We start from the raw sequence: 20141 nt of genomic DNA on the forward strand, positions 1-20141 counted from the left end.
AGCCCCTCGGGATCATGAGTGAAAAATCGCTGGGGCATCTGAGCCCCAAGCAAGCGTCGTCCAAGCAGCTGTCGCTGTCGAGTGGTGGCCGTCTGGCCCTCTGGCTGGTAGGCGCTGCCGCGCTGGTACTGGCGGGTTGCTCGACCGACCCCAAGGACGATCCGAATTCCCAGGCCAGCCTGGACAAATTGTACGCAGAGGCCAAGTCCGATCTCGAGGGCGGCGCCTATGACCGGGCGATCAAGTCGCTGGAAAAGATCGAAGGCCGCGCCGCCGGCACGCTGATGGCGCAGCAGGCCCAGTTGGACCTGGCCTGGGCCAACTACAAGAGCAGCGAGCGCGCAGCCGCCGTGACCGCGCTGGACCGCTTCATCAAGCTGAACCCGTCCAGTCCGGCCATCGACTATGCGCTGTACCTGAAGGGCGTGGTCAATTTCAACGAAGACCTGGGCCTGTTCGGCCGCCTGGCCAGCCAGGACGTCGCCGAGCGCGACCAGCAGGCTTCGCGCGATGCCCTGCTGGCCTTCCGCCAACTGGTGGACCAGTACCCGAATTCCAAGTACGCCGAGGACGCCAAGGTCCGCATCGACTTCATCACCAACACGCTGGCGACCTACGAGGTCCACGTGGCGCGCTACTACTTCAACCGCAATGCCTTCGTGGCGGCGGCCAGCCGTGCCCAGAATGCGGTGACGGAATTCCCGACCGCCCCGGCCGTCGAAGAAGCCCTGTACCTGATGACCCAGAGCTACGACAAGCTGGGCCTCAAGTCGCTGAGCGCCGATGCCCAGCGCGTGCTGAGCAAGAGCTTCCCGCAGAGCAAGTACCTGGCCGAGAACAGCACCGACAAGAAGAAGGCCTGGTGGAAGTTCTGGTGATCCGGCGAGCGGCCTGACCCAGCAAAAGCGCGTGCCTGGCACGCGCTTTTTTCATAGCGGCTCGTGGGCGGCCGCCAGTTCGTTCAGCCAATCGAGCGCCTCACCCTCCTCCGCCAGGCGCGTCATCGGTGGCAGGGCCTCGCGCAGGCGCCGGCCGTAATTCATGCCCGCCATGCGCGGGTCGCAGACGACCAGCAAGCCCCGGTCGCGCTCGCTGCGTATCAGCCGGCCACCGCCCTGCTTCAGCGCAATCGCCGCCTCGGCGATGAAATAGTCGGCAAAGGCATTGCGGCCCGATGCCTCCAGCCGCTGAACGCGCGCCTCGACCAGCGGGTCGTTCGGCGGTGGGAACGGCAGTTTGTCAATCAGCACGCATTGCAAGGCATCGCCGGGCACGTCGATGCCTTCCCAGAAGCTGGCCGAGCCGACCAGCACGGCGCGCGGGTCGGCCATGAACTGCGCCAGCAGCACGCGCTTGGTGGCCGTGCCCTGCTGCAGCACGCGGATGCTGTCCCCCTGCTCCTCGAAGCTCTGGCGCAAGGCATCGCCGATGGATTGCAGGTTGCGCAGCGTGGTAGTCAGCACAAAGGTCCGCCCGCCCAGCTCCCGCGCACAGCGGGCGGCCAGGGCCGCCACCTCGGCCGGATGGTCGGGCTCGCTCGGCTTGGGGAAGCGGCGCGGGATGTAAAGCCGCGCATTGCCGGCGTAGTCGAAGGGGCTGCCGACGCGCAACACGGTCGCGTCGTCCAGGCCCGCCGGCTCGGTGAACCAGGTCAGGTGCTCGTCGTCGCCCAGTGTGGCCGAGGTGAAGACCCAAGCCTTGGGCGGGCCGGCCAGTTGCTCCTGCATGGCCTGGCGGATGTCCAGCGGCGACTCGACGAGGCGGGCCTGCTGCGGGCTCAGGTCGATCCAGCGCACCGCCCCCTCCTCGGCCTTGTCCGCAAAGCCCTGAGCCAGCTTCTCCAGCTGCTCGGCCCGCTCGTGCAGGCGCTGGAAGTCGGGCGAGCTGTCCATCACCGTGGCCAGGGTCTCGCGCGCCAGGCGGGCGGCGTCGGCCACCTCGCCCAAGGCCTCGGCAAAGCCGGGCCGCTCGGCACGCTCCTTCCAGGCCAGCTTGAGCAGGCCGCGGACCTCGCGCCCATTGCCAGAAAGCGGTCCAGCGCAAGCCAGACGCAGCTCGCGCGCCGCCAGCTCCAGTCGCCCCTGCAGCCCTTGCCAGTCCTGCAGGCCGCGCGCCTGCGCCAGGCCCTGGCCCAGCACGTCGCGGGCGAAGTCAATCATTTGCGCCGTGCCGAGCATCGTGCCGAGGAACTGCACGCCCACCTCGGCCAGCTGGTGCGCCTCGTCAAACACCGCCAGCTCCACCGAAGGCAGCAGCTCGGCCACGCCGCTCTCGCGCAGCGCCAGGTCGGCAAAGAACAGGTGATGGTTGACGACCACGATGTCCGCCTCCATCGCCTCTCGCCGCGCCTTGACGACGTAGCAGTCGCGGTAGTCGGGGCATTCGGAGCCCAGGCAGTTGTCGCGGGTGGAGCTGACGATGGGAATGACGGGCGAGCGCTCGTCCAGGCCCTCGAGCTCGGCAAAGTCGCCGCTGCCCGTCTGCTGGGCCCAGCGCTCGATGCGCGACAAGGCCAGCACCGAGCGGCGATCCGGCAACTCGGCGCTGTGGCGTGCCTGCTTGAGGCGATGCGTGCAGAGATAGCTGCCGCGCCCTTTCAGGAGTGCCGTACGCACGGGCACATGCAGGGCCTCGCACAAGCGCGGCAGGTCGCGGAAGAACAGCTGGTCCTGCAGATTCTTGGTGGCCGTGCTGATCAAGGCCCGGCTGCCGGACAGCAGGGCCGGCACCAGGTAAGCGAAGGTCTTGCCGACGCCGGTGCCCGCCTCCACCACCAGGGTTTCGCGCCGGGCGACCGCGCGGGCCACGGCCGCCGTCATCTGCAATTGCTGCGGGCGCGGCGAATAGCCCTCGTCGGCACGGGCGAGCGGGCCGCCGGCATCGAAGGCGGCGGCCACCCATTGCTCCAGCTCGCTGGGCGGCTCGGCACCGGCGAGATCGGTGAGTTCAGGAATCAATGGGGGTCCAAGTCAGGCGGGTTCCTGGGGGTCGCAGGCCAACTCCAGGCGCGCGATCTGGTCGCGCAGCGCCAGGCGGCGCTTCTTGAGCCTTTGCAGGGCCAGCTCGTCCAGCGGCAGCTGTTCGGCCAGGCGGTCGATCATGCCGTTCAGATCGGCATGCTCGATGCGAAGCTCGATCAGGCGGCGCGACAGCGAGTGAAGTTGTTCATCCATGGCGGCTCGGGTTCCCGATTATAGTTTTGGCCCAACGCCCTCTTGGAATTTGTTCCAGTCCACGCATGACACGCACTCCGGGTTTCAGGCTCAATGCCGCCACTGGCACACACCGGGGCGATCGTCTCTACCAACAGGACCAGGTCGAGGTGATCAGCCATCCGCGCGCGCCGGGCTGGGTGCTCTCGGTGCTGGCCGACGGCATGGGCGGCAAGAGCGGCGGCCGCAAGGCTGCCGACCAGGTCGTGATGACGGCCCACCAGCTGTTCGACCGCTTCGTGCCCGATGAGGAAAACCCGGCCGAGCTGCTGCGCCAGCTGGTCTCTGAAGCGCACCTGATGATCAAGCTGACGGCCCTGTCCACCGAGGAAGAGCCGCACAGCACCATCGCCGCCTTCCTGGTGGCGGCCGACCGCCGCTGCTACTGGATTCACACCGGCGACTCGCGCATCTACCTGTTCCGCGGTCCAAACATGATCAAGCGCACGCTGGACCATTCCTATGTGCAGCGCCTGGTCGACGAAGGCCAGATCACCGAAGACGAGGCGATCAGCCATCCACAGTCCAACCTGCTGACCGGCTGCCTGGGCACGGTGCAGGACCCCACACCCACCGAAGACCAGATCGAGCGCCTCGAGATCGGCGACAGCCTGCTCAGTTGCAGCGACGGCCTCTGGCACTACTACAACGAGCGCGAGCTCGGCACCGTGGTGCACAGCCTGCCGCCGCGCGAAGCGGCCGAACTGCTGATCAGCAAGGCCCGTCAGCGCGCCAAGGGCGGCGGCGACAACCTCTCGATGAGCCTGATCAGGCTCGACCCGATCAGCTGATCGCTCAGCGGCTGGCGGCCGAGGCCGCTGGCAGCGCGGCAATCGAGGCCGCACTCGGCACCGGGAGACCGGCCGCCGGCTTGCTGGATCGACGCGCGTTGCGCTCCTGTACGGCCTTGGCATGGGCCTCCATCGTGGCCTGCCGTTGGCGAGCCTGGCGCACGCGCTCGGCAGCCTGCTCCTCGTCCTTCTGCAGTTGTGCAGCCTTGCGCGCCGCCTGAGCCGCAGGATCGCGCACCACATGCGGTGCTGGCGCTGACGAATGGCTGGCCGCGCGGGTGGCCGCGCGGGAGGCAGGCGCAGAGGCTACATCGGCCGCCTGTCGCACCGAGCTGCGCAGCGACTGGCTCAGCGCGCGGTTGGCGCGCAGTTCCTCATCCAGCGAACGCTCGCGTTCCAGCAGTGGCTGGAGGCTGGCACGGTGCTCGGCCATGGCCTTGTCGCGGCACTTGTTGACCTCGAAGCGCTTGGCGCATTCGGCCAGGCGCTCCGCATGGCGGGCCTCCAGCTCATGCTGCTGACGACGCAGGCGCGCCCGTTCACTGCCGTCGTCCTCGGCCGGGCGGGCCGAGGCCTGCGAGGCAGCCAGGGCCAGCACCAGGAAGGGAATCGCGAGGCTTCGGAGTTGCATCGGCCGGGTCTTCATCAAGTCAAGGACGTATCGACTTCGCGCCGCTCCAGCGACAGGTATTCCTTCGACTGCATCTCCTGCAGCCGCGATACCGTGCGCGGGAATTCGTGCGCCAAGGGTCCCTCGGTGTAGAGCTGCTCCGGCGGCACGGCGGCCGAGATGATCAGCTTGACGCGGCGGTCGTAGAGCACGTCCACGAGCCAGGTAAAGCGGCGCGCCTCGCTGGCCAGGCGGACGGGCATCTCCGGCACGCCTGACAGGATCAGCGTATGGAACTGCGACGCCAGTTCCAGATAGTCGTTCTGCGAGCGCGGACCGCCGCACAGCGTCTGGAAGTCGAACCACACGACGCCACCGGCCCGGCGGCGCGCGCGCAGTTCCCGGTGCTCAATGTGCAAGAGCGGGCTCTCGTCGCGGGCCTCGGCCAGGGACTCGAAGGCCGTGTTCAGCGCGGCATCGGCCTTGTCGTCCAGCGGCGTGTGGTACAGCTCCACATGCTCCAGCGAGCGCTGGCGGTAGTCGGTGCCGTTGTCGACGCTCAGCACCTCCAGCTTCTCGTTCAGCAGCGCGATGGCGGGCAGGATGCGGTCGCGGTGCAGGCCGTTGGGATAGAGCTCGTCCGGCTTGAAGTTCGAGGTGGTGACGATGGACACGCGGTGCTTGAACATCGCATCCAGCAACCGGTGCAGGATCATCGCGTCGGTCACATCCGCCACATGGAACTCGTCGAAGCAGATCAGGCGGAATCGCTTGGCAATGCGCTTGCCCAGCTCCTCCAGCGGGTCGGCAATGCCCTTCAGCTCCTGCAGCTCTCGGTGCACCTCACGCATGAACTCGTGGAAGTGCAAACGCGTTTTGCGCGTAAGCGGCACGGCCTGGAAGAAGCAGTCCATCAAAAAGCTCTTGCCGCGCCCGACACCGCCGTACATATAGACGCCACGCGGCAGTGGCGGGCGCACCAGCAGCTTGGTCACGGCGTTGCTGCGGCGGGCCTTGTAGTCGGCCCATTCATCCTGGCAGCGCTGTAGCGCAGCCACGGCGCGCAGCTGCGCCGGGTCGGCGGTGTAGCCGCGCTCTTTCAGGGTTTGCTGGTACAGCTCGGTGACCGAGGTCATGCAGGATTCCAAATGCAAAGGGGCGACCCATGCCGCCCCTTGTCTTTCAAATCACACGCGCATCAGAAGTTGAGCGTGCGCTTGTCGATGGCCAGGGCCGCTTCCTTGGTCGCTTCGCTCAGGGAGGGGTGAGCATGGCAGATGCGCGCAATGTCCTCGGCTGAAGCCTTGAACTCCATCGCCACCACGGCCTCAGAGATCAACTCCGAAGCGAAGGGGCCGATGATGTGGACACCGAGAATTTCGTCGGTCTTGGCATCCGCCAGGAACTTGACGAAGCCCTGCGTGTCGCCCAGGGCGCGGGCCCGGCCATTGGCCAGGAAGGGGAACTGCCCGGCCTTGTAGGCCACGCCGTCCGCCTTGAGTTGCTGCTCGGTGCGGCCCACCCAAGCAATCTCGGGGCTCGTGTAGATCACCCAGGGGATGGTGTTGAAGTTGACGTGACCGTGCTGGCCGGCAATGCGCTCGGCCACGGCAACGCCTTCTTCCTCGGCCTTGTGCGCCAGCATCGGGCCACGCACCACGTCGCCCACCGCCCAGACGTTAGGCAGGTTGGTCTTGCAATCGGCATCCACGACGATGGCGCCGCGCTCGTCCAGCTGCAGGCCCACGGCCTCGACGTTCAGGCCGATGGTGTTCGGCACGCGACCGATGGAAACGATCAGCTTGTCGACATCCAGCTTCTGCTCGGCGCCCTTGGCATCGGTGTAGGCCACCGAGACGCCACCCTTGCCGGGCTTGACTTCGCTGATCTTGACGCCCAGCTCGATCTTCAGCCCCTGCTTCTTGAACAGCTTGGCCGCTTCCTTCGCCACCGACTCATCGACGGCCGCCAGGAAGGCCGGCAGCGCTTCCAGCACCGTGACCTCCGCGCCCAAGCGACGCCAGACCGAACCCATCTCCAGGCCGATGACGCCGGAGCCGATCACTCCCAGCTTCTTCGGCACCGCACCCACGCGCAAGGCGCCGTCGTTCGACAGGATCAGCTCCTCATCGAACGGCGCGCCCGGCAGCGCGCGGGCGTTGGAGCCAGTGGCCACGATCACGTGCTTGGTCTGCACCGTTTCATCGCCGGCCTTCAGCTCGTACACGCCATCCTTGGCTGCGACGAAAGAGCCGCGGCCGTGGAAGAACGTCACCTTGTTCTTCTTGAACAGGTAGAGGATGCCGTCGTTGTTCTGCTTCACGACGGTGTCCTTGCGGGCCAGCATCTTGGCCACGTCCATCTTGACCTCGCCGGTCGAGATGCCGTGGTCCGCGAAGTGGTGCATCGCGTGCTCGAAGTGCTCGCTGGACTGCAGCAGGGCCTTGGACGGAATGCAGCCGACGTTGGTGCAGGTGCCACCAGGCGCCGGACCGCCCTTCTCGTTCTTCCACTCGTCCACGCAGGCCACGTTGAAGCCCAGCTGCGCTGCACGGATGGCAGCGATGTAGCCGCCGGGGCCGCCACCGATGACGACGACGTCGAATTGCTTGCTCATGATTTCAGTCCTCAGATATCAAACAGCAAGCGGGCCGGATCTTCCAGCGCTTCCTTCATCGTGACCAGGCCCAGCACGGCTTCGCGGCCGTCGATGATGCGGTGGTCATACGACATCGCCAGGTAGTTGATCGGGCGCACGACCACTTGGCCGTTCTCGACCACGGCGCGGTCCTTGGTGGCGTGAACGCCCAGGATGGCCGACTGCGGCGGGTTGATGATGGGCGTGGACAGCATGGAGCCGAAGGTGCCGCCGTTGGAGATCGAGAAGGTGCCGCCGGTCAGGTCGTCCAGCGAGATCTTGCCTTCCTTGGCCTTCTGGCCGAACTCGGCGATCTTCTTCTCGATGTCGGCGAAGCTCAGCTGGTCGGCATTGCGGATGATGGGCACGACCAGGCCGCGCGGCGAACCGACGGCGATGCCAATGTCGAAGTAGCCGTGGTAGACGATGTCATTGCCATCGACCGAGGCGTTCAGCACCGGGTACTTCTTCAATGCGGCGACCGCAGCCTTGACGAAGAAGCTCATGAAGCCCAGCTTGACGCCGTGTTCCTTCTCGAATTTCTCCTGGAACTTCTTGCGCATCTCCATCACCGGCGCCATGTTCACTTCGTTGAACGTGGTCAGGATGGCATTGGTGGCCTGCGACTGCAGCAGGCGCTCGGCCACGCGGGCACGCAGGCGCGTCATCGGCACGCGCTGTTCCGGGCGGTCGCCCAGGTTCTGCGCGATGGGGGCAGCAACCGAAGGCAGCGGCTTGGCAACGGCCGGAGCAGCGGCAACAGCCACCGGTGCGGCCACGGCAGCCTTGGCGCCACCGGCGACGGCGGCCAGCACATCACCCTTGGTGACGCGGCCGTCCTTGCCGGTGCCGGAAACATCGCCGGTCGACAGGTTGTTGTCGGCCAGCAGCTTGGCGGCAGCAGGCATGGCCACATTGCTCTTGGCACCCGGGCCATCCGGCGGCGGGGCAGCGGGGCCCGGGCCGTCCGGCGGCGGGGCCACCGGGCCACCCACGGCGGCAGCCGGAGCGGGCGAGGCCACGGCGCCGGCCTTGCCTTCGGTGTCGATGCGGGCGATGACTTCTTCGCTGACGACGCTGGAGCCGTCGGCCTTGACGATCTCGGCCATCACGCCGGCCGACGGTGCCGGCACTTCCAGCACGACCTTGTCGGTCTCGATCTCGACCAGGATTTCATCGACGGCCACGGCTTCACCGGGCTTCTTCTTCCAGGTCAGCAGCGTGCCTTCGGCAACGGACTCGGACAGCTGGGGGACTTTGACTTCTACGATTGCCATGATTTGTTCTTTCGATTCTGTTCAGTACCGAGGCCGGCTTACTTCGTCAGGATGAAGCCCTTGAGCTTCGCGAAGGCCTGATCCAGCAGGGCCTTCTGCTGTTCCTGGTGCAGGTGCGCATAACCGCAGGCCGGCGAGGCCGAGGCCGGGCGGCCGGCAAAGCCGAGCTTCTGGCCGTCGGCCATGTTCTCGTGGATGTAGTGCTGCACGAAGAACCAGGCGCCCTGGTTCTGCGGCTCGTCCTGGCACCACACGATGTCGGTCGCGTTCGGGTACTTCTTGATCTCGGCGGCGAAGGCCTTGTGCGGGAAGGGATAGAGCTGTTCGACGCGGATCACGGCCACGTCGCTCGCCTTCTTCTCTTCGCGCTTCTTGACCAGGTCGTAATAGACCTTGCCCGAGCAGGCGATCACGCGCTTGACCTTGGCGGCGTCGATGCTCGCATCCTGCTCGCCGATCACCGTCTTGAACTCACCCTTGGTGAAGTCGGAGAGCGGCGAGGTGGCATCCTTGGCACGCAGCAGGCTCTTCGGGGTCATGATGACCAGCGGCTTGCGGAACATGCGCAGCATCTGGCGGCGGAGCACGTGGAAGATCTGCGCCGCATTGGTCGGCTGCACGATCTGCATGTTGTTGTCCGCGGCCAGCTGCATGAAGCGCTCCAGGCGGGCCGAGCTGTGCTCGGGGCCCTGGCCTTCGTAGCCATGCGGCAGCATCATCGTCAGGCCGTTGGAGCGGCCCCACTTCACCTCGCCGGAGGCGATGAACTGGTCGATGACGACCTGCGCGCCGTTGACGAAGTCGCCGAACTGGGCTTCCCAGATGGTCAGCGTGTTCGGCTCGGCAGCGGCATAGCCGTACTCGAAGCCCAGCACAGCCTCTTCCGACAGGATGGAGTCGATGACGGTGAACGGCGCCTGGCCGTCCGCCACGTTTTGCAGCGGGATGTAGGTGCCGTCGTCCCAGTTCGCGCGGTTCTGGTCGTGCATGACCGCGTGACGGTGGGTGAAGGTGCCACGGCCGCTGTCCTCACCGGACAGACGCACCGGGTAGCCCGAGGCCACCAGCGAGGCAAAGGCCATCGATTCGCCCATGCCCCAGTCCACGTTGGTCTCGCCACGGCCCATCGCGGCGCGGTCGGCATACAGCTTCTGCACCAGGTTGTGGGCGGCAAAGTCCTTGGGCAGCGTCGTCAGCCTCTCAGCGAGGCGCTTCCATTCGGTGGCGGGAATGGCGGTGTCGCAGCTGTCGGTCCACTTCTTGCCGAGGAAGGGCGACCAGTCGGTGGCGAACTTGCTCTTGAAGTTGGTCAGCACCGGATCGACCGTGTGGCGGCCTTCGTCCATGGCCGCACGGTAGGCCTTGATCATCTCGTCCGGGCCTTCGGCGCTCAGCACGTTCTGCGCGACCAGCTTGTCGGCGTAGACCTTGCGGGTGCCGGGGTGGGCGCCGATCTTCTTGTACATCAGCGGCTGGGTCAGGGCCGGCGTGTCCTGCTCGTTGTGGCCCAGCTTGCGGAAGCAGACGATGTCCAGGACCACGTCCTTCTTGAACTCGGCGCGGTAGTCCATGGCCAGTTGCGTGGCCCACACGACGGCTTCGGGGTCGTCGCCGTTCACGTGCAGCACCGGGGCCTCGATCATCTTGACGACGTCGGAGCAGTACCAGGTGGAGCGCAGGTCGCGCGGGTCGCTGGTGGTGAAGCCGATCTGGTTGTTGATGACGATGTGGACCGTGCCGCCGGTGCGGTAGCCCCGGGTCTGGGCCATGGCCAGCGTTTCCTGCACGACGCCCTGACCACCGAAGGCCGCGTCACCGTGCACCAGCACCGGCAGGACCTGGTCGCCGGCGGTGTCGCCACGGCGGTCCTGGCGGGCGCGCACGCTGCCTTCGACGACCGGATTGACGATTTCCAGGTGGGAGGGGTTGAAGGCCAGCGACAGGTGGACCGGGCCGCCTGCGGTGGATACGTCGGAGCTGAAGCCCTGGTGGTACTTCACGTCACCGGCGGGCAGGTCTTCGGCGGCCTTGTGCTCGAACTCGGCGAACAGGTCCTTGGGCATCTTGCCCAGCGTGTTCACCAGGACGTTCAGGCGGCCGCGGTGGGCCATGCCTATGACGATTTCCTGCACGCCGCGCTCGCCGCCGCGCTTGATCAGTTCGTCCATCGCGGCGATGAAGCTCTCGCCGCCTTCCAGCGAGAAACGCTTCTGGCCGACGTACTTGGTGTGCAGATAGCGCTCCAGGCCCTCGGCAGCCGTCAGGCGCTCGAGGATCTGCTTCTTCTTCTCGGCCGTGAAGCTGGGCTTGCTGCGGGCCTTTTCCAGGCGCTCCTGCCACCAGCGCTTCTCGGCCGGGTCGGAGCCGTGCATGAACTCGGCGCCGATGGAGCCGCAGTAGGTCTCGCGCAGCGCTTGCACGATCTGGCGCAGCGTCATCGTCTCGCCACCGAAATAGCTGTTCACAGCGCTGAACGAGATGTCCATGTCGGACTCGGTCAGGTCGTAGAACGCGGGGTCGAGTTCGGGAATCTTGGGGCGCTCGGCGCGCTTGAGGGGGTCCAGCTCCGCCCAGCGATTGCCGAGGAAGCGGTAGGCCGCGATCAGCGACTGGACGTGGACCTGCTTGCGGGCGACGGCGAGGTCGGCACTGCTGGCCTTGTTGGCGAAGGCATTGGCCTTGGCGCGCTGTGCGAAGGATTCGATGACCGGGGCGTGGGCCACATCGCGGGCTTCGGTGCCGTCGGTCGCGGGGACATGCTGGAGCGCGTCAAAGTAGGCGCGCCAGTTGTCGGGCACGGAGCCCGGGTTGTCGAGGTAGGCCTCGTACATCTCTTCGACGTAGGGCGCATTGCCCCCGAACAGGTACGAGTTGGACCTGTATTGCTGCATCATTTCGCTCACCTCTTACCCCGGCTTCCAGGGATTTGGCTGGTTGATAAACCTTCCGCGACACGGCTCGACCGGTTGGCGGATTGCGACCCACCTTCGCTGTTGCCAACAAAAGGGACGGGAAGGACCAAAAGTCTCAGGGCACGAACTTTAGCACTGCCGGGCCATCCGGGCAGGCCCAGGGTTGCCGTTTTGCGCCGTGCCAGAGCGGCAGGATTTGGCACCGGTAGGGTTCCAGCGGCCGGTCCATCCCCTCCCCAACCAAGACCCAGTCAGGCGGTCGGCGGCAAGGCCAAACGTTTGCGATTCAGTCCCCCTTGGCCTAGACTTCGCCCTTGCACGGCCAGGCCCCGCCATTGAATGGTCTGCCGTCGGGACACAGATCAGGAGTTCCCATGCAAGTTCGAGTCGTCGACTACCGCGCCCCCGATGCCGCGGAACAATTCACCCGTTCGCTGCACGAAACCGGCTTCGGCGTGCTGGTCAACCATCCGATCCAGCAGGCGCTGGTCGAGAAGATTTACGCCGACTGGCTGCAGTTCTTCGGCACCGAAGAGAAGCACCAGTTCGCCTTCTCCAAGGAAAAGCAGGACGGCTACTTCTCGACCGAGATCTCCGAGACCGCCAAAGGCGCGACGCAGAAGGACATCAAGGAGTACTTCCACATCTACCCTTGGGGCCGCGTGCCCGCGCAGCTCAAGGCCGATGCCGACACCTATTACAAACAGGCAAACGAGCTGGCCGAGGAGCTGCTCTCCTGGGTGGAGCGCTACACGCCGCCGGAGATCGCCAAGCACTACCGCGAGCCGCTGTCCAACATGATCAAGGGCAGCCAGCAGACGCTCTTGCGCGTGCTGCGTTACCCGCCGCTGACCGGCAATGAGCCGGCCGGCTCGATCCGTGCCGCCGCCCATGGCGACATCAATCTCCTGACCATCCTGCCAGCGGCCAATGAGCCGGGCCTGCAGGTGCAGGGCAAGGACGGCAACTGGCACGACGTGCCCTGCGACTTTGGCACCTTGACGATCAACATCGGCGACATGCTGCAGGAGGCCTCGCAAGGCTACTACCCCTCGACCCAGCACCGCGTGGTCAACCCGACCGGCGAAGGCGCGAAGAAGAGCCGCGTCTCGCTGCCACTGTTCCTGCACCCGCGCAACGACGTGGTGCTGTCGGACCGCTACACGGCCCACAGCTACCTGGAAGAGCGCCTGCGCGAGCTGGGCGTCAAGAAGTAAGCACCTTCTGCCCCGTCAAACGCCGCTTCATCGAAGCGGCGTTTTTCATGGGCGCCGCTACATTCGCCGCATGACAGAGCAGCGTGTCATCCTGATCCACACCAAGGCACCACCCAAGCCCGCTCTTGGTGCGACCTGCAATGGCTGCGGCGTCTGCTGCCTGGCCGAGCCCTGCCCCGTCGGCATGCTCCTCAGCCTCAAGCGGCGTGGCGCCTGTACCGCCCTGCGCTGGGACGATGCCGCCGGCCGCTATGCCTGCGGCGCCCTGCTCTCCGCCCCCTGGCCGCTCAAGCGCCTGATGCGCCGCTGGATCGCCGCCGGCGTGGGCTGCGACGCTGAGCTCGAGGCCAGCGCCCCGGGCAAGCCCTAGCCGCCCCGCAGGAGTCGGCCGCTAGCATCCATCGTCAACGAACGGATGGATGGAATGCACGTGCCCAAGAAATGGAAGCTTGCCACTCTGCTGGCCCTAGGCCTGACCCTCGGGGCCCACGCCGCCACGCTGCGCTGGGCCGCGCAGAACGACATCCTGTCGATGGATCCGCATTCGCAGAACCACACGGTCACCACCTCGATCCTGATGCATGCCTACGAGGGCCTGACCCGCTACGGCGCCAAGTACGAGCTCGAGCCGGCCCTGGCCACCAAGTGGACCTTCGTGACGCCGACCCAGGTGCGCTTCGAGCTACGCAAGGGCGTCAAGTTCCATGACGGCACGCCCTTCACCGCCGACGACGTGGTCTTCAGCTTCAACCGCATCCGCCAGCCGCAGGGCACGATGCAGATCTACGTCACCGGCATCAAGGAGGTCCGCAAGCTCGGCACGCATGAAATCGAGATGCTGCTGGAGGCGCCCAATCCGCTGCTCTTGAAGAACATCATCGACTTCCGCATCGTCAGCAAGACCTGGGCCGAGAAGAACAAGTCAGTCAGCGTGCAGGACTACAAGAGCAAGGAAGACAACTACGCCTCGCGCAACGTGATGGGCACCGGCCCCTACAAGATCACGTCCTGGCAGCCCGACCAGCGCGTGAGCATGCAGCGCAACAAGGACTGGTGGGATCAGCATCGCAACAACGTCACCGAGGTGCAGTACCTGCCGATCAAGTCGGACGCCACGCGCGTGGCCGCCCTGCTCTCCGGCGACGTGGATTTGCTCACCGACCTGCCTACCCAGGATGTGGCGCGCCTCAAGGCCGACCCGCGCCTGAAGCTGATCGAAGGGCCGGAGACCCGCACCGTCTTCCTCGCCATGGACCTGGGCAGTGACGAGCTGCGCGGCTCCAACATCAAGGGCAAGAATCCGTTCAAGGACAAGCGCGTGCGCGAGGCCCTGAACCTGGCCATCGACCGCGAGGCGATCAAGCGCACCACCATGCGCGGCCTGTCCATCCCGGCAGCCCTCTTGGTGCCGCCCGGCGTCAACGGCAACACGCCCGAACTCGACGCGCCGCCCAAGGCCGACCTGGCGCGCGCCAAGGCCCTGCTGGCCGAGGCGGGCTACGGTTCGGGCTTCGAGATCCCGCTGAACTGCCCCAACAACCGCTATGTCAACGACGAGGAGATCTGCCTCGCCATCGTCTCCATGTGGGCCAAGATCGGCGTGCATGCGAAGCTGGCGGCCCTGCCCATGTCGCAGCACAGCCTCGCGTTCCAGCGCTACGAGACGCCGCTCTACATGCTGGGCTGGGGCGTACCCACTTTCGATGCGCAGTTCACGCTGCAGGCCATCACCCACACGCGCACCAGCGGGCCGGACGGCAGCTTCAACTACGCCAAGGTCAGCGATGCCAAGCTCGACCAGTTGATCGACGCGATGAAAGTCGAGGCCGACACCGCCAAGCGCAACGCGCTGATACGCGAGGCCTTGATGCGCGTGCGGGATGAGCACTTGTTCATCCCGTTGCACCACCAGATCCGCCCTTGGGCCATGCGCACTACGGTCGACACGGTGCACCGGCCCGACGACCGACCCGAAGCCCGTTTTGCCAACGTCAAGCCATGAAAACATCGCTGCTGCTCATCGCTGCCTTGCTGGCTTCGGCCGGTGCACTGAACACCTCAGCCGCGCCACTGCGATGGGCGGCGCAGAACGACGTGCTGACGCTGGATCCGCATTCGCAGAACCACAGCACCACCACCGGCCTGCTCGCCCACGCCTACGAGGGCCTGACCCGGATGGACGCCAAGTACGAGCCTGAACCTTGCCTGGCCACCAAATGGACCATGCTGACGCCCACGCAGTGGCGCTTCGAACTGCGCAAGGGCGTCAAGTTCCACGACGGCTCGCCATTCACCGCCGATGACGTGGTCTTCAGCTTCGGCCGTGTGATGCAGCCGCAGGGCAACATGCAGATCTACGTCACCGGCATCAAGGAAGTGAAGAAGATCGACAGCCACACGGTGGACCTGCTGCTCTCTGCACCCACGCCGCTGCTGCTGCGCAACCTGCCGAACTTCCGCATCATGTCCAAGACCTGGGCCGAGAAGAACAAGGCGCAGAACACGCAGGACTACAAGGCCAAGGAAGACAGCTACGCCTCGCGCAATGCCATGGGCACGGGCCCCTACAAGATCGTCAGCTGGCAGCCGGACCAGAAGATGAGCATGGTGGCCAATGAAGACTGGTGGGACCTCAAGAATCGCGGCAACGTCACCGAGGTGACCTACCTGCCGATCAAGTCCGACCCGACCCGCGTGGCCGCCCTGCTCTCGGGCGACGTGGACCTGCTCACCGACCTGCCGACGCAGGACGTGGCCAAGCTCAAGACCGATGCGCGGCTCAAGGCGATCGATGGCGCCGAGAACCGCACCATCTTCATCGCCATGGACCTGGGCAGCGACGAACTGAAGGGCGCCAGCATCAAGGGCGCCAATCCCTTCAAGGACAGGCGGGTGCGCGAGGCCCTGTCGATCGCCATCGACCGCGAGGCGATCAAGCGCACCATCATGCGCGGCTACTCGATACCGGCGGCGCTGATGGTGCCTCCTAGCGTCAACGGCAACACGCCCGACATCGATGTGCCGCCAAAGGCCGACCTGGCGCGCGCCAAGGCTCTGCTGGCCGAGGCGGGCTATGGCTCGGGCTTCGAAGTGCCCTTCCACTGTCCCAACAACCGCTATGTGAACGACGAGGAGACCTGCATGGCCGTGGTCTCCATGTGGGCCAAGCTGGACATCAAGGCGCGCCTGATTGCGGCGCCCTGGTCACAGCACACGCAGACCTACCAGCGCGGCGAGGCGGCGCTCTACCTGCTCGGCTGGGGCGTGGCCACCTTCGACGGCCAGTACACGCTGCAGGACATCATCCGCACCCGCACCAGCGGGCCCGATGGGCATTCCAACTTCTCCAAGGTCAGCGATGCCAAGGTCGATCAGTTGGTCGATGCAATGAAGGTCGAGACCGACGTGGTCAAGCGCAATGCCCAGATCCGCGAGGCCCTGCTGCGCGTGCGGGACGAGGTCTTCTTCATCCCGCTGCACCACCAGATGCGGCCCTGGGCCATGCGCGCCAACGTGGAGGCGCCGCACCGGGCCAACGACAACCCGCAGAGCTGGCGCACCTCGGTGCGCTAGGGCTTTGCAGCGGCGAGCCGGGCCAGCACCCGCTGGCGCACGGCGGCGAACTCAAGCTCGGTCGCGGCCATCCGGGCCTGCAATTCCCGCGCCTCAGAAGCGAGGCCCAAGGCCTGGCAGCAGCTTAGCAAGGCGCGCAGCACCAGCAGCCAGCGCCGGTAGCCGCCCTGCATGTCTTGGGCCTCCGCCACGGCAGGGGCCAGCAAGTCAAAAGCTTCCTGATGGCGGCCCTGGGCCGACAGCAGTTCGGCTAGATCGGCCTTGGCATTCAGTGCGTAGTAGCCGGTGAGCTGGCCCTCCGCTTCTTGCAGTGACTCGCGGTACAGGGCCTCGGCCTCCCTGACGCTGCCGCAAAAGGCGAGCAGTTCGGCCAAGTCGTGCAACAGGCTGACTCGACGCCAGCGATCCAGCCGCTCGTCGCGCGCCAGCCGCCGCAGCTGCGGGATGTGCTTTTGCGCATAGGCCGTGGCCACCTGGGCCAGTGACGCGTCCTGCCGGCGCAATGCCTCACGGTGGGTCAAGGACAGCGACAGCGCGAGATTGCAGAAGGCCATGTGCAGGCCCTCGGGCGAACCGCCCTCACGGGCCAGCGACAAGGCCTCCATGTGCAAGGCTTCCGACTGCTGCGCCTGGGCCAGGCAAGCATGGACATAGGCCGCACAAGACAAAGCCACAGGCCGCAGCATGTAGAGCCCGTCGTTCGCGCGCTCGGTCGCTTGCAGCGCCCGTAGCGCCAGCGGGAGCCCGGCATCGGCACAGCCCAGCTCGGCCAAGGAAAAAGTCGCCAGGGTCGACGCCGAGATCTGCAGCGCCTGGTCGTCCCGTGCGCGTGCCAGCAGGACCGAGTCCAGCGCATGCTGGAGCACCTGCTCGATCTGGCCCAGATGCCAGAGCGCGCGGGCGCTGAGCAGCAGGGCCCGGGCCTTGATTCCATCGTCTGCATCGCCCGCCAGCAGGTCCGCAGCCGAATCACGCGCCTCGGCCCAGCGCTCGTCGGCCAGGGCGGCCTCGATGCCGGCCAGTGCGGTCTCAGAACTCGTTCGTACTGCCATGCTTCACCACCACCGGCAAGGCGCCGGCAGTGGGAAGTATCGCCGGCCCCAGGGGCTGGCGGCGAGGTCTCAGCCCAGGCTGAGGCGCTGGCGCGCCGCCTGGTACTCGCGGGCCAGGCGCGCGACCAGCTGAGCCGCCGGCACCACCTCGCGCACGGCGCCAATGCCCTGGCCGCTGCCCCAGATGTCCTTCCAGGCCTTCTTGGCGCCAGCGCCGCCGAAGTCCATGGTCTTCACATCGCCTTCGGGCAGGTTCTCTGGGTCCATGCCGGAGGCCACGATGGAGCCACGCAGGTAGTTGCCATGCACGCCGGTGAACAGGCTGCTGTAGACGATGTCGTCGCTGTTGCTGTCAACGATCATCTGCTTGTACTCGGCCGGCGCGCGCGCTTCTTCGGTGGCAATGAAGGCAGAACCGATGTACGCGAAGTCGGCGCCCATGGCCTGCGCTGCCAGCACCGCGTCGCCGGTGGCCATCGAGCCCGACAGTGCGAGCGGGCCATCGAACCACTCGCGGATTTCCTGGATCAGCGCGAATGGGCTCTTCACGCCGGCGTGGCCACCAGCGCCTGCGGCCACGGCGATCAGGCCGTCGGCGCCCTTCTCGATCGCCTTCTTGGCAAACTTGTTGTTGATGATGTCGTGCAGCACGATGCCACCCCAGCCATGCACGGCCGCGTTCACGTCTTCACGCGCGCCGAGGCTGGTGATGATGATGGGCACCTTGTACTTGGCGCACAGGGCCATGTCGTGCTCGAGCCGGTCATTGCTCTTGTGCACGATCTGGTTGATCGCGAACGGCGCGGCGGGCTTGTCCGGGTTGGCCGCGTTGTAGGCGGCCAGCTCGGTGGTGATCTCGATCAACCACTCTTCGAGCAGCTCGGCCGGGCGCGCATTGAGCGCCGGCATCGAGCCGACGACGCCGGCCTTGCACTGGGCAATCACCAGCCTGGGGTTGCTGATGATGAACAGCGGCGAGCCGATGATGGGCAGGGGCAGGTTTTGCAGGATGGGAGGCAGGGCCACGTACAGCTCCGGGTCTTGAAGGCTTAGAAGGAGTCCAGGGCCATGGCCGTGACGCTGTCGGCGCCCTCGACGATGGCATCGCGCAGCGCGCCGCAGCGCGGCAGGATGTGCTCGGCATAGAAACGCGCCGTGGCGATCTTGGCGGCCATGAATTCGGCGTCTTCGGCTTGCTTGTCTTCAGCCACGATCAGCGAGCGCGCCAACTGCCAGCCGGCCACCAGATTACCGGCCAGCATCAGGTAGGGCACCGAGCCGGCGTAGGCCGCGTTCGGATTGCCCTTGCCATTGGCGGCGATGAAATCGACCGCCTCCAGATAGGCCTCACGGGCCGCCTTCAGGCGCTTGGCCACGGACTTGGCTGCCGCCGAGTCGCGCTGGGCCAGCTCGGCCTCGGTCTTCTCGATCTGACCGGCCACGGCCTTGGCCAAGTTGCCGCCGTCGCGCGTGGTCTTGCGACCCACCAGGTCATTCGCCTGGATCGCCGTCGTGCCCTCGTAAATGGTCAGGATCTTGGCATCGCGGTAGTACTGAGCCGCACCGGTCTCCTCGATGAAGCCCATGCCGCCATGCACCTGCACGCCGAGGTCCGTCACCTCCAGGCTCATCTCGGTGCTGTAGCCCTTGACCAGGGGCACCATGAATTCATAGAAGGCCTGGTTCTGCTTGCGCGTCTCGGCATCGTCATGATGATGGGCCGCGTCATACGCCGCGGCCGCGACGATGGACATCGCGCGCGAGCCCTCGGTCAGCGCGCGCATCGTCATCAGCATGCGGCGTACATCGGGGTGGTGAATGATGGTGGCCGCTGCCGGCTTCGAGCCATCGACCGGGCGCGACTGCACGCGGTCGCGCGCATAGGCCACGGCATGCTGGTACGAGCGCTCGGCCACGGCGATGCCCTGCACGCCCACGCCGAAGCGGGCCGCGTTCATCATCACGAACATGTATTCGAGGCCGCGGTTTTCCTGGCCGATCAGGTAGCCCACGGCGCCACCGTGATCACCGAACTGCAGGACAGCCGTGGGGCTCGCCTTGATGCCCATCTTGTGTTCGATGGAGACGCAGTGCGCATCATTGCGCGCGCCCAGCGAGCCATCGGCATTGACCATGAACTTGGGCACGATGAAGAGGCTGATGCCCTTCACGCCTTCGGGCGCGCCGACCACGCGGGCCAGCACCAGATGGACGATGTTCTCGGCCATGTCATGCTCGCCATAGGTGATGAAGATCTTGGTACCGAAGATCTTGTAGGTGCCGTCCGCCTGCGGTTCGGCGCGGGTGCGCACCATCGCCAGGTCCGAGCCGGCTTGCGGCTCGGTGAGGTTCATCGTGCCCGTCCAGCTGCCGTCGATCAGGTGCGGGATGTAGGTGGACTTCTGCTCGTCGGATCCGGCCGTGAGCAGCGCTTCAATAGCGCCGTCGGTCAGCAGCGGGCACAGGGCGAAGCTCAGGTTCGCGCTGTTGACCATCTCGCCGCAGGCGGCGCCGATGGTCTTGGGCAGGGCCTGACCGCCGTACTCGGCCGGATGCTGCAGGCCTTGCCAGCCGCCCTCGGCGAACTGCCGGAAGGCTTCCTTGAAGCCCTTGCTGGTGAACACCTGGCCGTCCTTCCAGTAGGACGGGTTCTTGTCGCCTTCCACATTGGTCGGCGCAACGACGTCTTCATTCAGCTTGGCGCATTCCTCGAGCACCGCCTGGGCGGTGTCGACGCCGTAGTCAGCGAAGGCGGGGATCTGCTCGGTCAGGGTCTGCAGGCCGGCAAGGTGCTGCATGTCGAACAGCATGTCTTTGACGGGGGCGCGGTAGCTCATGGCTTTGTCTCCAGATGCAAAA

16 protein-coding genes are annotated in these 20141 nt (G+C 66.1%); 6 read left to right on the top strand and 10 right to left on the bottom strand.

Annotated features, from left to right (window positions below; translation table 11 throughout):
* Nucleotides 1-14 precede the first annotated feature (14 nt).
* Nucleotides 15-878, top strand: coding sequence for an outer membrane protein assembly factor BamD (locus J7U46_RS04765; protein WP_282823680.1), 864 nt, complete (start codon nucleotides 15-17; stop codon nucleotides 876-878).
* 51 nt (nucleotides 879-929) lie between these two features.
* Here J7U46_RS04765 and J7U46_RS04770 read toward each other — a convergent pair whose 3' ends face one another.
* Both J7U46_RS04770 and J7U46_RS04775 read right to left on the bottom strand, forming a co-directional pair.
* Nucleotides 930-2897: an ATP-dependent DNA helicase gene (locus J7U46_RS04770; protein ID WP_282824980.1), complete on the bottom strand. Its 1968-nt coding sequence runs from the start codon at nucleotides 2895-2897 to the stop codon at nucleotides 930-932.
* Between the two features lie 72 nt (nucleotides 2898-2969).
* Nucleotides 2970-3173, bottom strand: coding sequence for a YdcH family protein (locus tag J7U46_RS04775; RefSeq protein ID WP_282823681.1), 204 nt, complete (start codon nucleotides 3171-3173; stop codon nucleotides 2970-2972).
* Between the two features lie 65 nt (nucleotides 3174-3238).
* Between J7U46_RS04775 and J7U46_RS04780 the strand changes: the two genes are divergently transcribed.
* Nucleotides 3239-4003 carry a protein phosphatase 2C domain-containing protein gene (locus tag J7U46_RS04780; RefSeq protein ID WP_282823682.1) on the top strand — a complete coding sequence of 255 codons (765 nt, stop codon included), beginning with the start codon at nucleotides 3239-3241 and terminating at the stop codon, nucleotides 4001-4003.
* A 4-nt stretch (nucleotides 4004-4007) separates the two neighbouring features.
* Here J7U46_RS04780 and J7U46_RS04785 read toward each other — a convergent pair whose 3' ends face one another.
* The 5 genes from J7U46_RS04785 to J7U46_RS04805 form a co-directional block, all read right to left on the bottom strand.
* Nucleotides 4008-4634 (bottom strand): hypothetical protein, encoded by a 627-nt coding sequence (locus J7U46_RS04785; protein WP_282823683.1) that lies wholly within the window; start codon nucleotides 4632-4634, stop codon nucleotides 4008-4010.
* Nucleotides 4635-4648: 14 nt separating this feature from the next.
* Nucleotides 4649-5749 (bottom strand): cell division protein ZapE, encoded by a 1101-nt coding sequence (gene zapE, locus J7U46_RS04790; protein WP_282823684.1) that lies wholly within the window; start codon nucleotides 5747-5749, stop codon nucleotides 4649-4651.
* Nucleotides 5750-5811: 62 nt separating this feature from the next.
* Nucleotides 5812-7230, bottom strand: coding sequence for a dihydrolipoyl dehydrogenase (gene lpdA, locus J7U46_RS04795; RefSeq protein WP_282823685.1), 1419 nt, complete (start codon nucleotides 7228-7230; stop codon nucleotides 5812-5814).
* Between the two features lie 11 nt (nucleotides 7231-7241).
* Nucleotides 7242-8528 carry a 2-oxoglutarate dehydrogenase complex dihydrolipoyllysine-residue succinyltransferase gene (odhB, locus tag J7U46_RS04800; protein ID WP_282823686.1) on the bottom strand — a complete coding sequence of 429 codons (1287 nt, stop codon included), beginning with the start codon at nucleotides 8526-8528 and terminating at the stop codon, nucleotides 7242-7244.
* A gap of 38 nt (nucleotides 8529-8566) precedes the next feature.
* Nucleotides 8567-11422, bottom strand: coding sequence for a 2-oxoglutarate dehydrogenase E1 component (locus tag J7U46_RS04805; protein WP_282823687.1), 2856 nt, complete (start codon nucleotides 11420-11422; stop codon nucleotides 8567-8569).
* A 392-nt stretch (nucleotides 11423-11814) separates the two neighbouring features.
* Here J7U46_RS04805 and J7U46_RS04810 point away from each other — a divergent pair, with 392 nt between their 5' ends.
* The 4 genes from J7U46_RS04810 to J7U46_RS04825 all read left to right on the top strand — a co-directional run bounded on the left by J7U46_RS04810 (nucleotide 11815) and on the right by J7U46_RS04825 (nucleotide 16230).
* A complete protein-coding gene (locus J7U46_RS04810; protein WP_282823688.1) occupies nucleotides 11815-12657 on the top strand; it encodes a 2OG-Fe(II) oxygenase family protein in 843 nt (280 codons plus the stop codon).
* 70 nt (nucleotides 12658-12727) lie between these two features.
* A complete protein-coding gene (locus tag J7U46_RS04815; protein WP_282823689.1) occupies nucleotides 12728-13027 on the top strand; it encodes a hypothetical protein in 300 nt (99 codons plus the stop codon).
* 60 nt (nucleotides 13028-13087) lie between these two features.
* Nucleotides 13088-14659 carry an ABC transporter substrate-binding protein gene (locus tag J7U46_RS04820; RefSeq protein ID WP_282823690.1) on the top strand — a complete coding sequence of 524 codons (1572 nt, stop codon included), beginning with the start codon at nucleotides 13088-13090 and terminating at the stop codon, nucleotides 14657-14659.
* On the top strand, nucleotides 14656-16230 hold the full coding sequence (locus tag J7U46_RS04825) for an ABC transporter substrate-binding protein (RefSeq protein ID WP_282823691.1): 1575 nt from the start codon (nucleotides 14656-14658) through the stop codon (nucleotides 16228-16230). Before J7U46_RS04820 ends, J7U46_RS04825 begins: the two co-directional genes overlap by 4 nt.
* Here the strand turns inward: J7U46_RS04825 and J7U46_RS04830 are convergent.
* The 3 genes from J7U46_RS04830 to J7U46_RS04840 all read right to left on the bottom strand — a co-directional run bounded on the left by J7U46_RS04830 (nucleotide 16227) and on the right by J7U46_RS04840 (nucleotide 20119).
* Nucleotides 16227-17282: a hypothetical protein gene (locus tag J7U46_RS04830; RefSeq protein WP_282823692.1), complete on the bottom strand. Its 1056-nt coding sequence runs from the start codon at nucleotides 17280-17282 to the stop codon at nucleotides 16227-16229. The two genes, J7U46_RS04825 and J7U46_RS04830, sit on opposite strands and share 4 nt — an antisense overlap.
* 69 nt (nucleotides 17283-17351) lie before the next feature.
* Nucleotides 17352-18308, bottom strand: coding sequence for a nitronate monooxygenase family protein (locus J7U46_RS04835; protein ID WP_282823693.1), 957 nt, complete (start codon nucleotides 18306-18308; stop codon nucleotides 17352-17354).
* A 23-nt stretch (nucleotides 18309-18331) separates the two neighbouring features.
* Nucleotides 18332-20119 carry an acyl-CoA dehydrogenase gene (locus J7U46_RS04840; protein WP_282823694.1) on the bottom strand — a complete coding sequence of 596 codons (1788 nt, stop codon included), beginning with the start codon at nucleotides 20117-20119 and terminating at the stop codon, nucleotides 18332-18334.
* Between the last annotated feature and the right edge of the window lie 22 nt (nucleotides 20120-20141).

The organism is Pelomonas sp. V22 (assembly GCF_030014915.1).
In the GTDB taxonomy this organism is placed as follows: domain Bacteria; phylum Pseudomonadota; class Gammaproteobacteria; order Burkholderiales; family Burkholderiaceae_C; genus JAUASW01.

Bases quoted from the DNA above. Each gene is read 5' to 3' on its own strand.
- J7U46_RS04765 (WP_282823680.1), top strand. From the start codon at position 15: ATGAGTGAAAAATCGCTGGGGCATCTGAGCCCCAAGCAAGCGTCGTCC.
- J7U46_RS04775 (WP_282823681.1), bottom strand. From the start codon at position 3,173: ATGGATGAACAACTTCACTCGCTGTCGCGCCGCCTGATCGAGCTTCGC.
- J7U46_RS04780 (WP_282823682.1), top strand. From the start codon at position 3,239: ATGACACGCACTCCGGGTTTCAGGCTCAATGCCGCCACTGGCACACAC.
- J7U46_RS04785 (WP_282823683.1), bottom strand. From the start codon at position 4,634: ATGCAACTCCGAAGCCTCGCGATTCCCTTCCTGGTGCTGGCCCTGGCT.
- zapE (WP_282823684.1), bottom strand. From the start codon at position 5,749: ATGACCTCGGTCACCGAGCTGTACCAGCAAACCCTGAAAGAGCGCGGC.
- lpdA (WP_282823685.1), bottom strand. From the start codon at position 7,230: ATGAGCAAGCAATTCGACGTCGTCGTCATCGGTGGCGGCCCCGGCGGC.
- odhB (WP_282823686.1), bottom strand. From the start codon at position 8,528: ATGGCAATCGTAGAAGTCAAAGTCCCCCAGCTGTCCGAGTCCGTTGCC.
- J7U46_RS04805 (WP_282823687.1), bottom strand. From the start codon at position 11,422: ATGATGCAGCAATACAGGTCCAACTCGTACCTGTTCGGGGGCAATGCG.
- J7U46_RS04810 (WP_282823688.1), top strand. From the start codon at position 11,815: ATGCAAGTTCGAGTCGTCGACTACCGCGCCCCCGATGCCGCGGAACAA.
- J7U46_RS04815 (WP_282823689.1), top strand. From the start codon at position 12,728: ATGACAGAGCAGCGTGTCATCCTGATCCACACCAAGGCACCACCCAAG.
- J7U46_RS04825 (WP_282823691.1), top strand. From the start codon at position 14,656: ATGAAAACATCGCTGCTGCTCATCGCTGCCTTGCTGGCTTCGGCCGGT.
- J7U46_RS04830 (WP_282823692.1), bottom strand. From the start codon at position 17,282: ATGGCAGTACGAACGAGTTCTGAGACCGCACTGGCCGGCATCGAGGCC.
- J7U46_RS04840 (WP_282823694.1), bottom strand. From the start codon at position 20,119: ATGAGCTACCGCGCCCCCGTCAAAGACATGCTGTTCGACATGCAGCAC.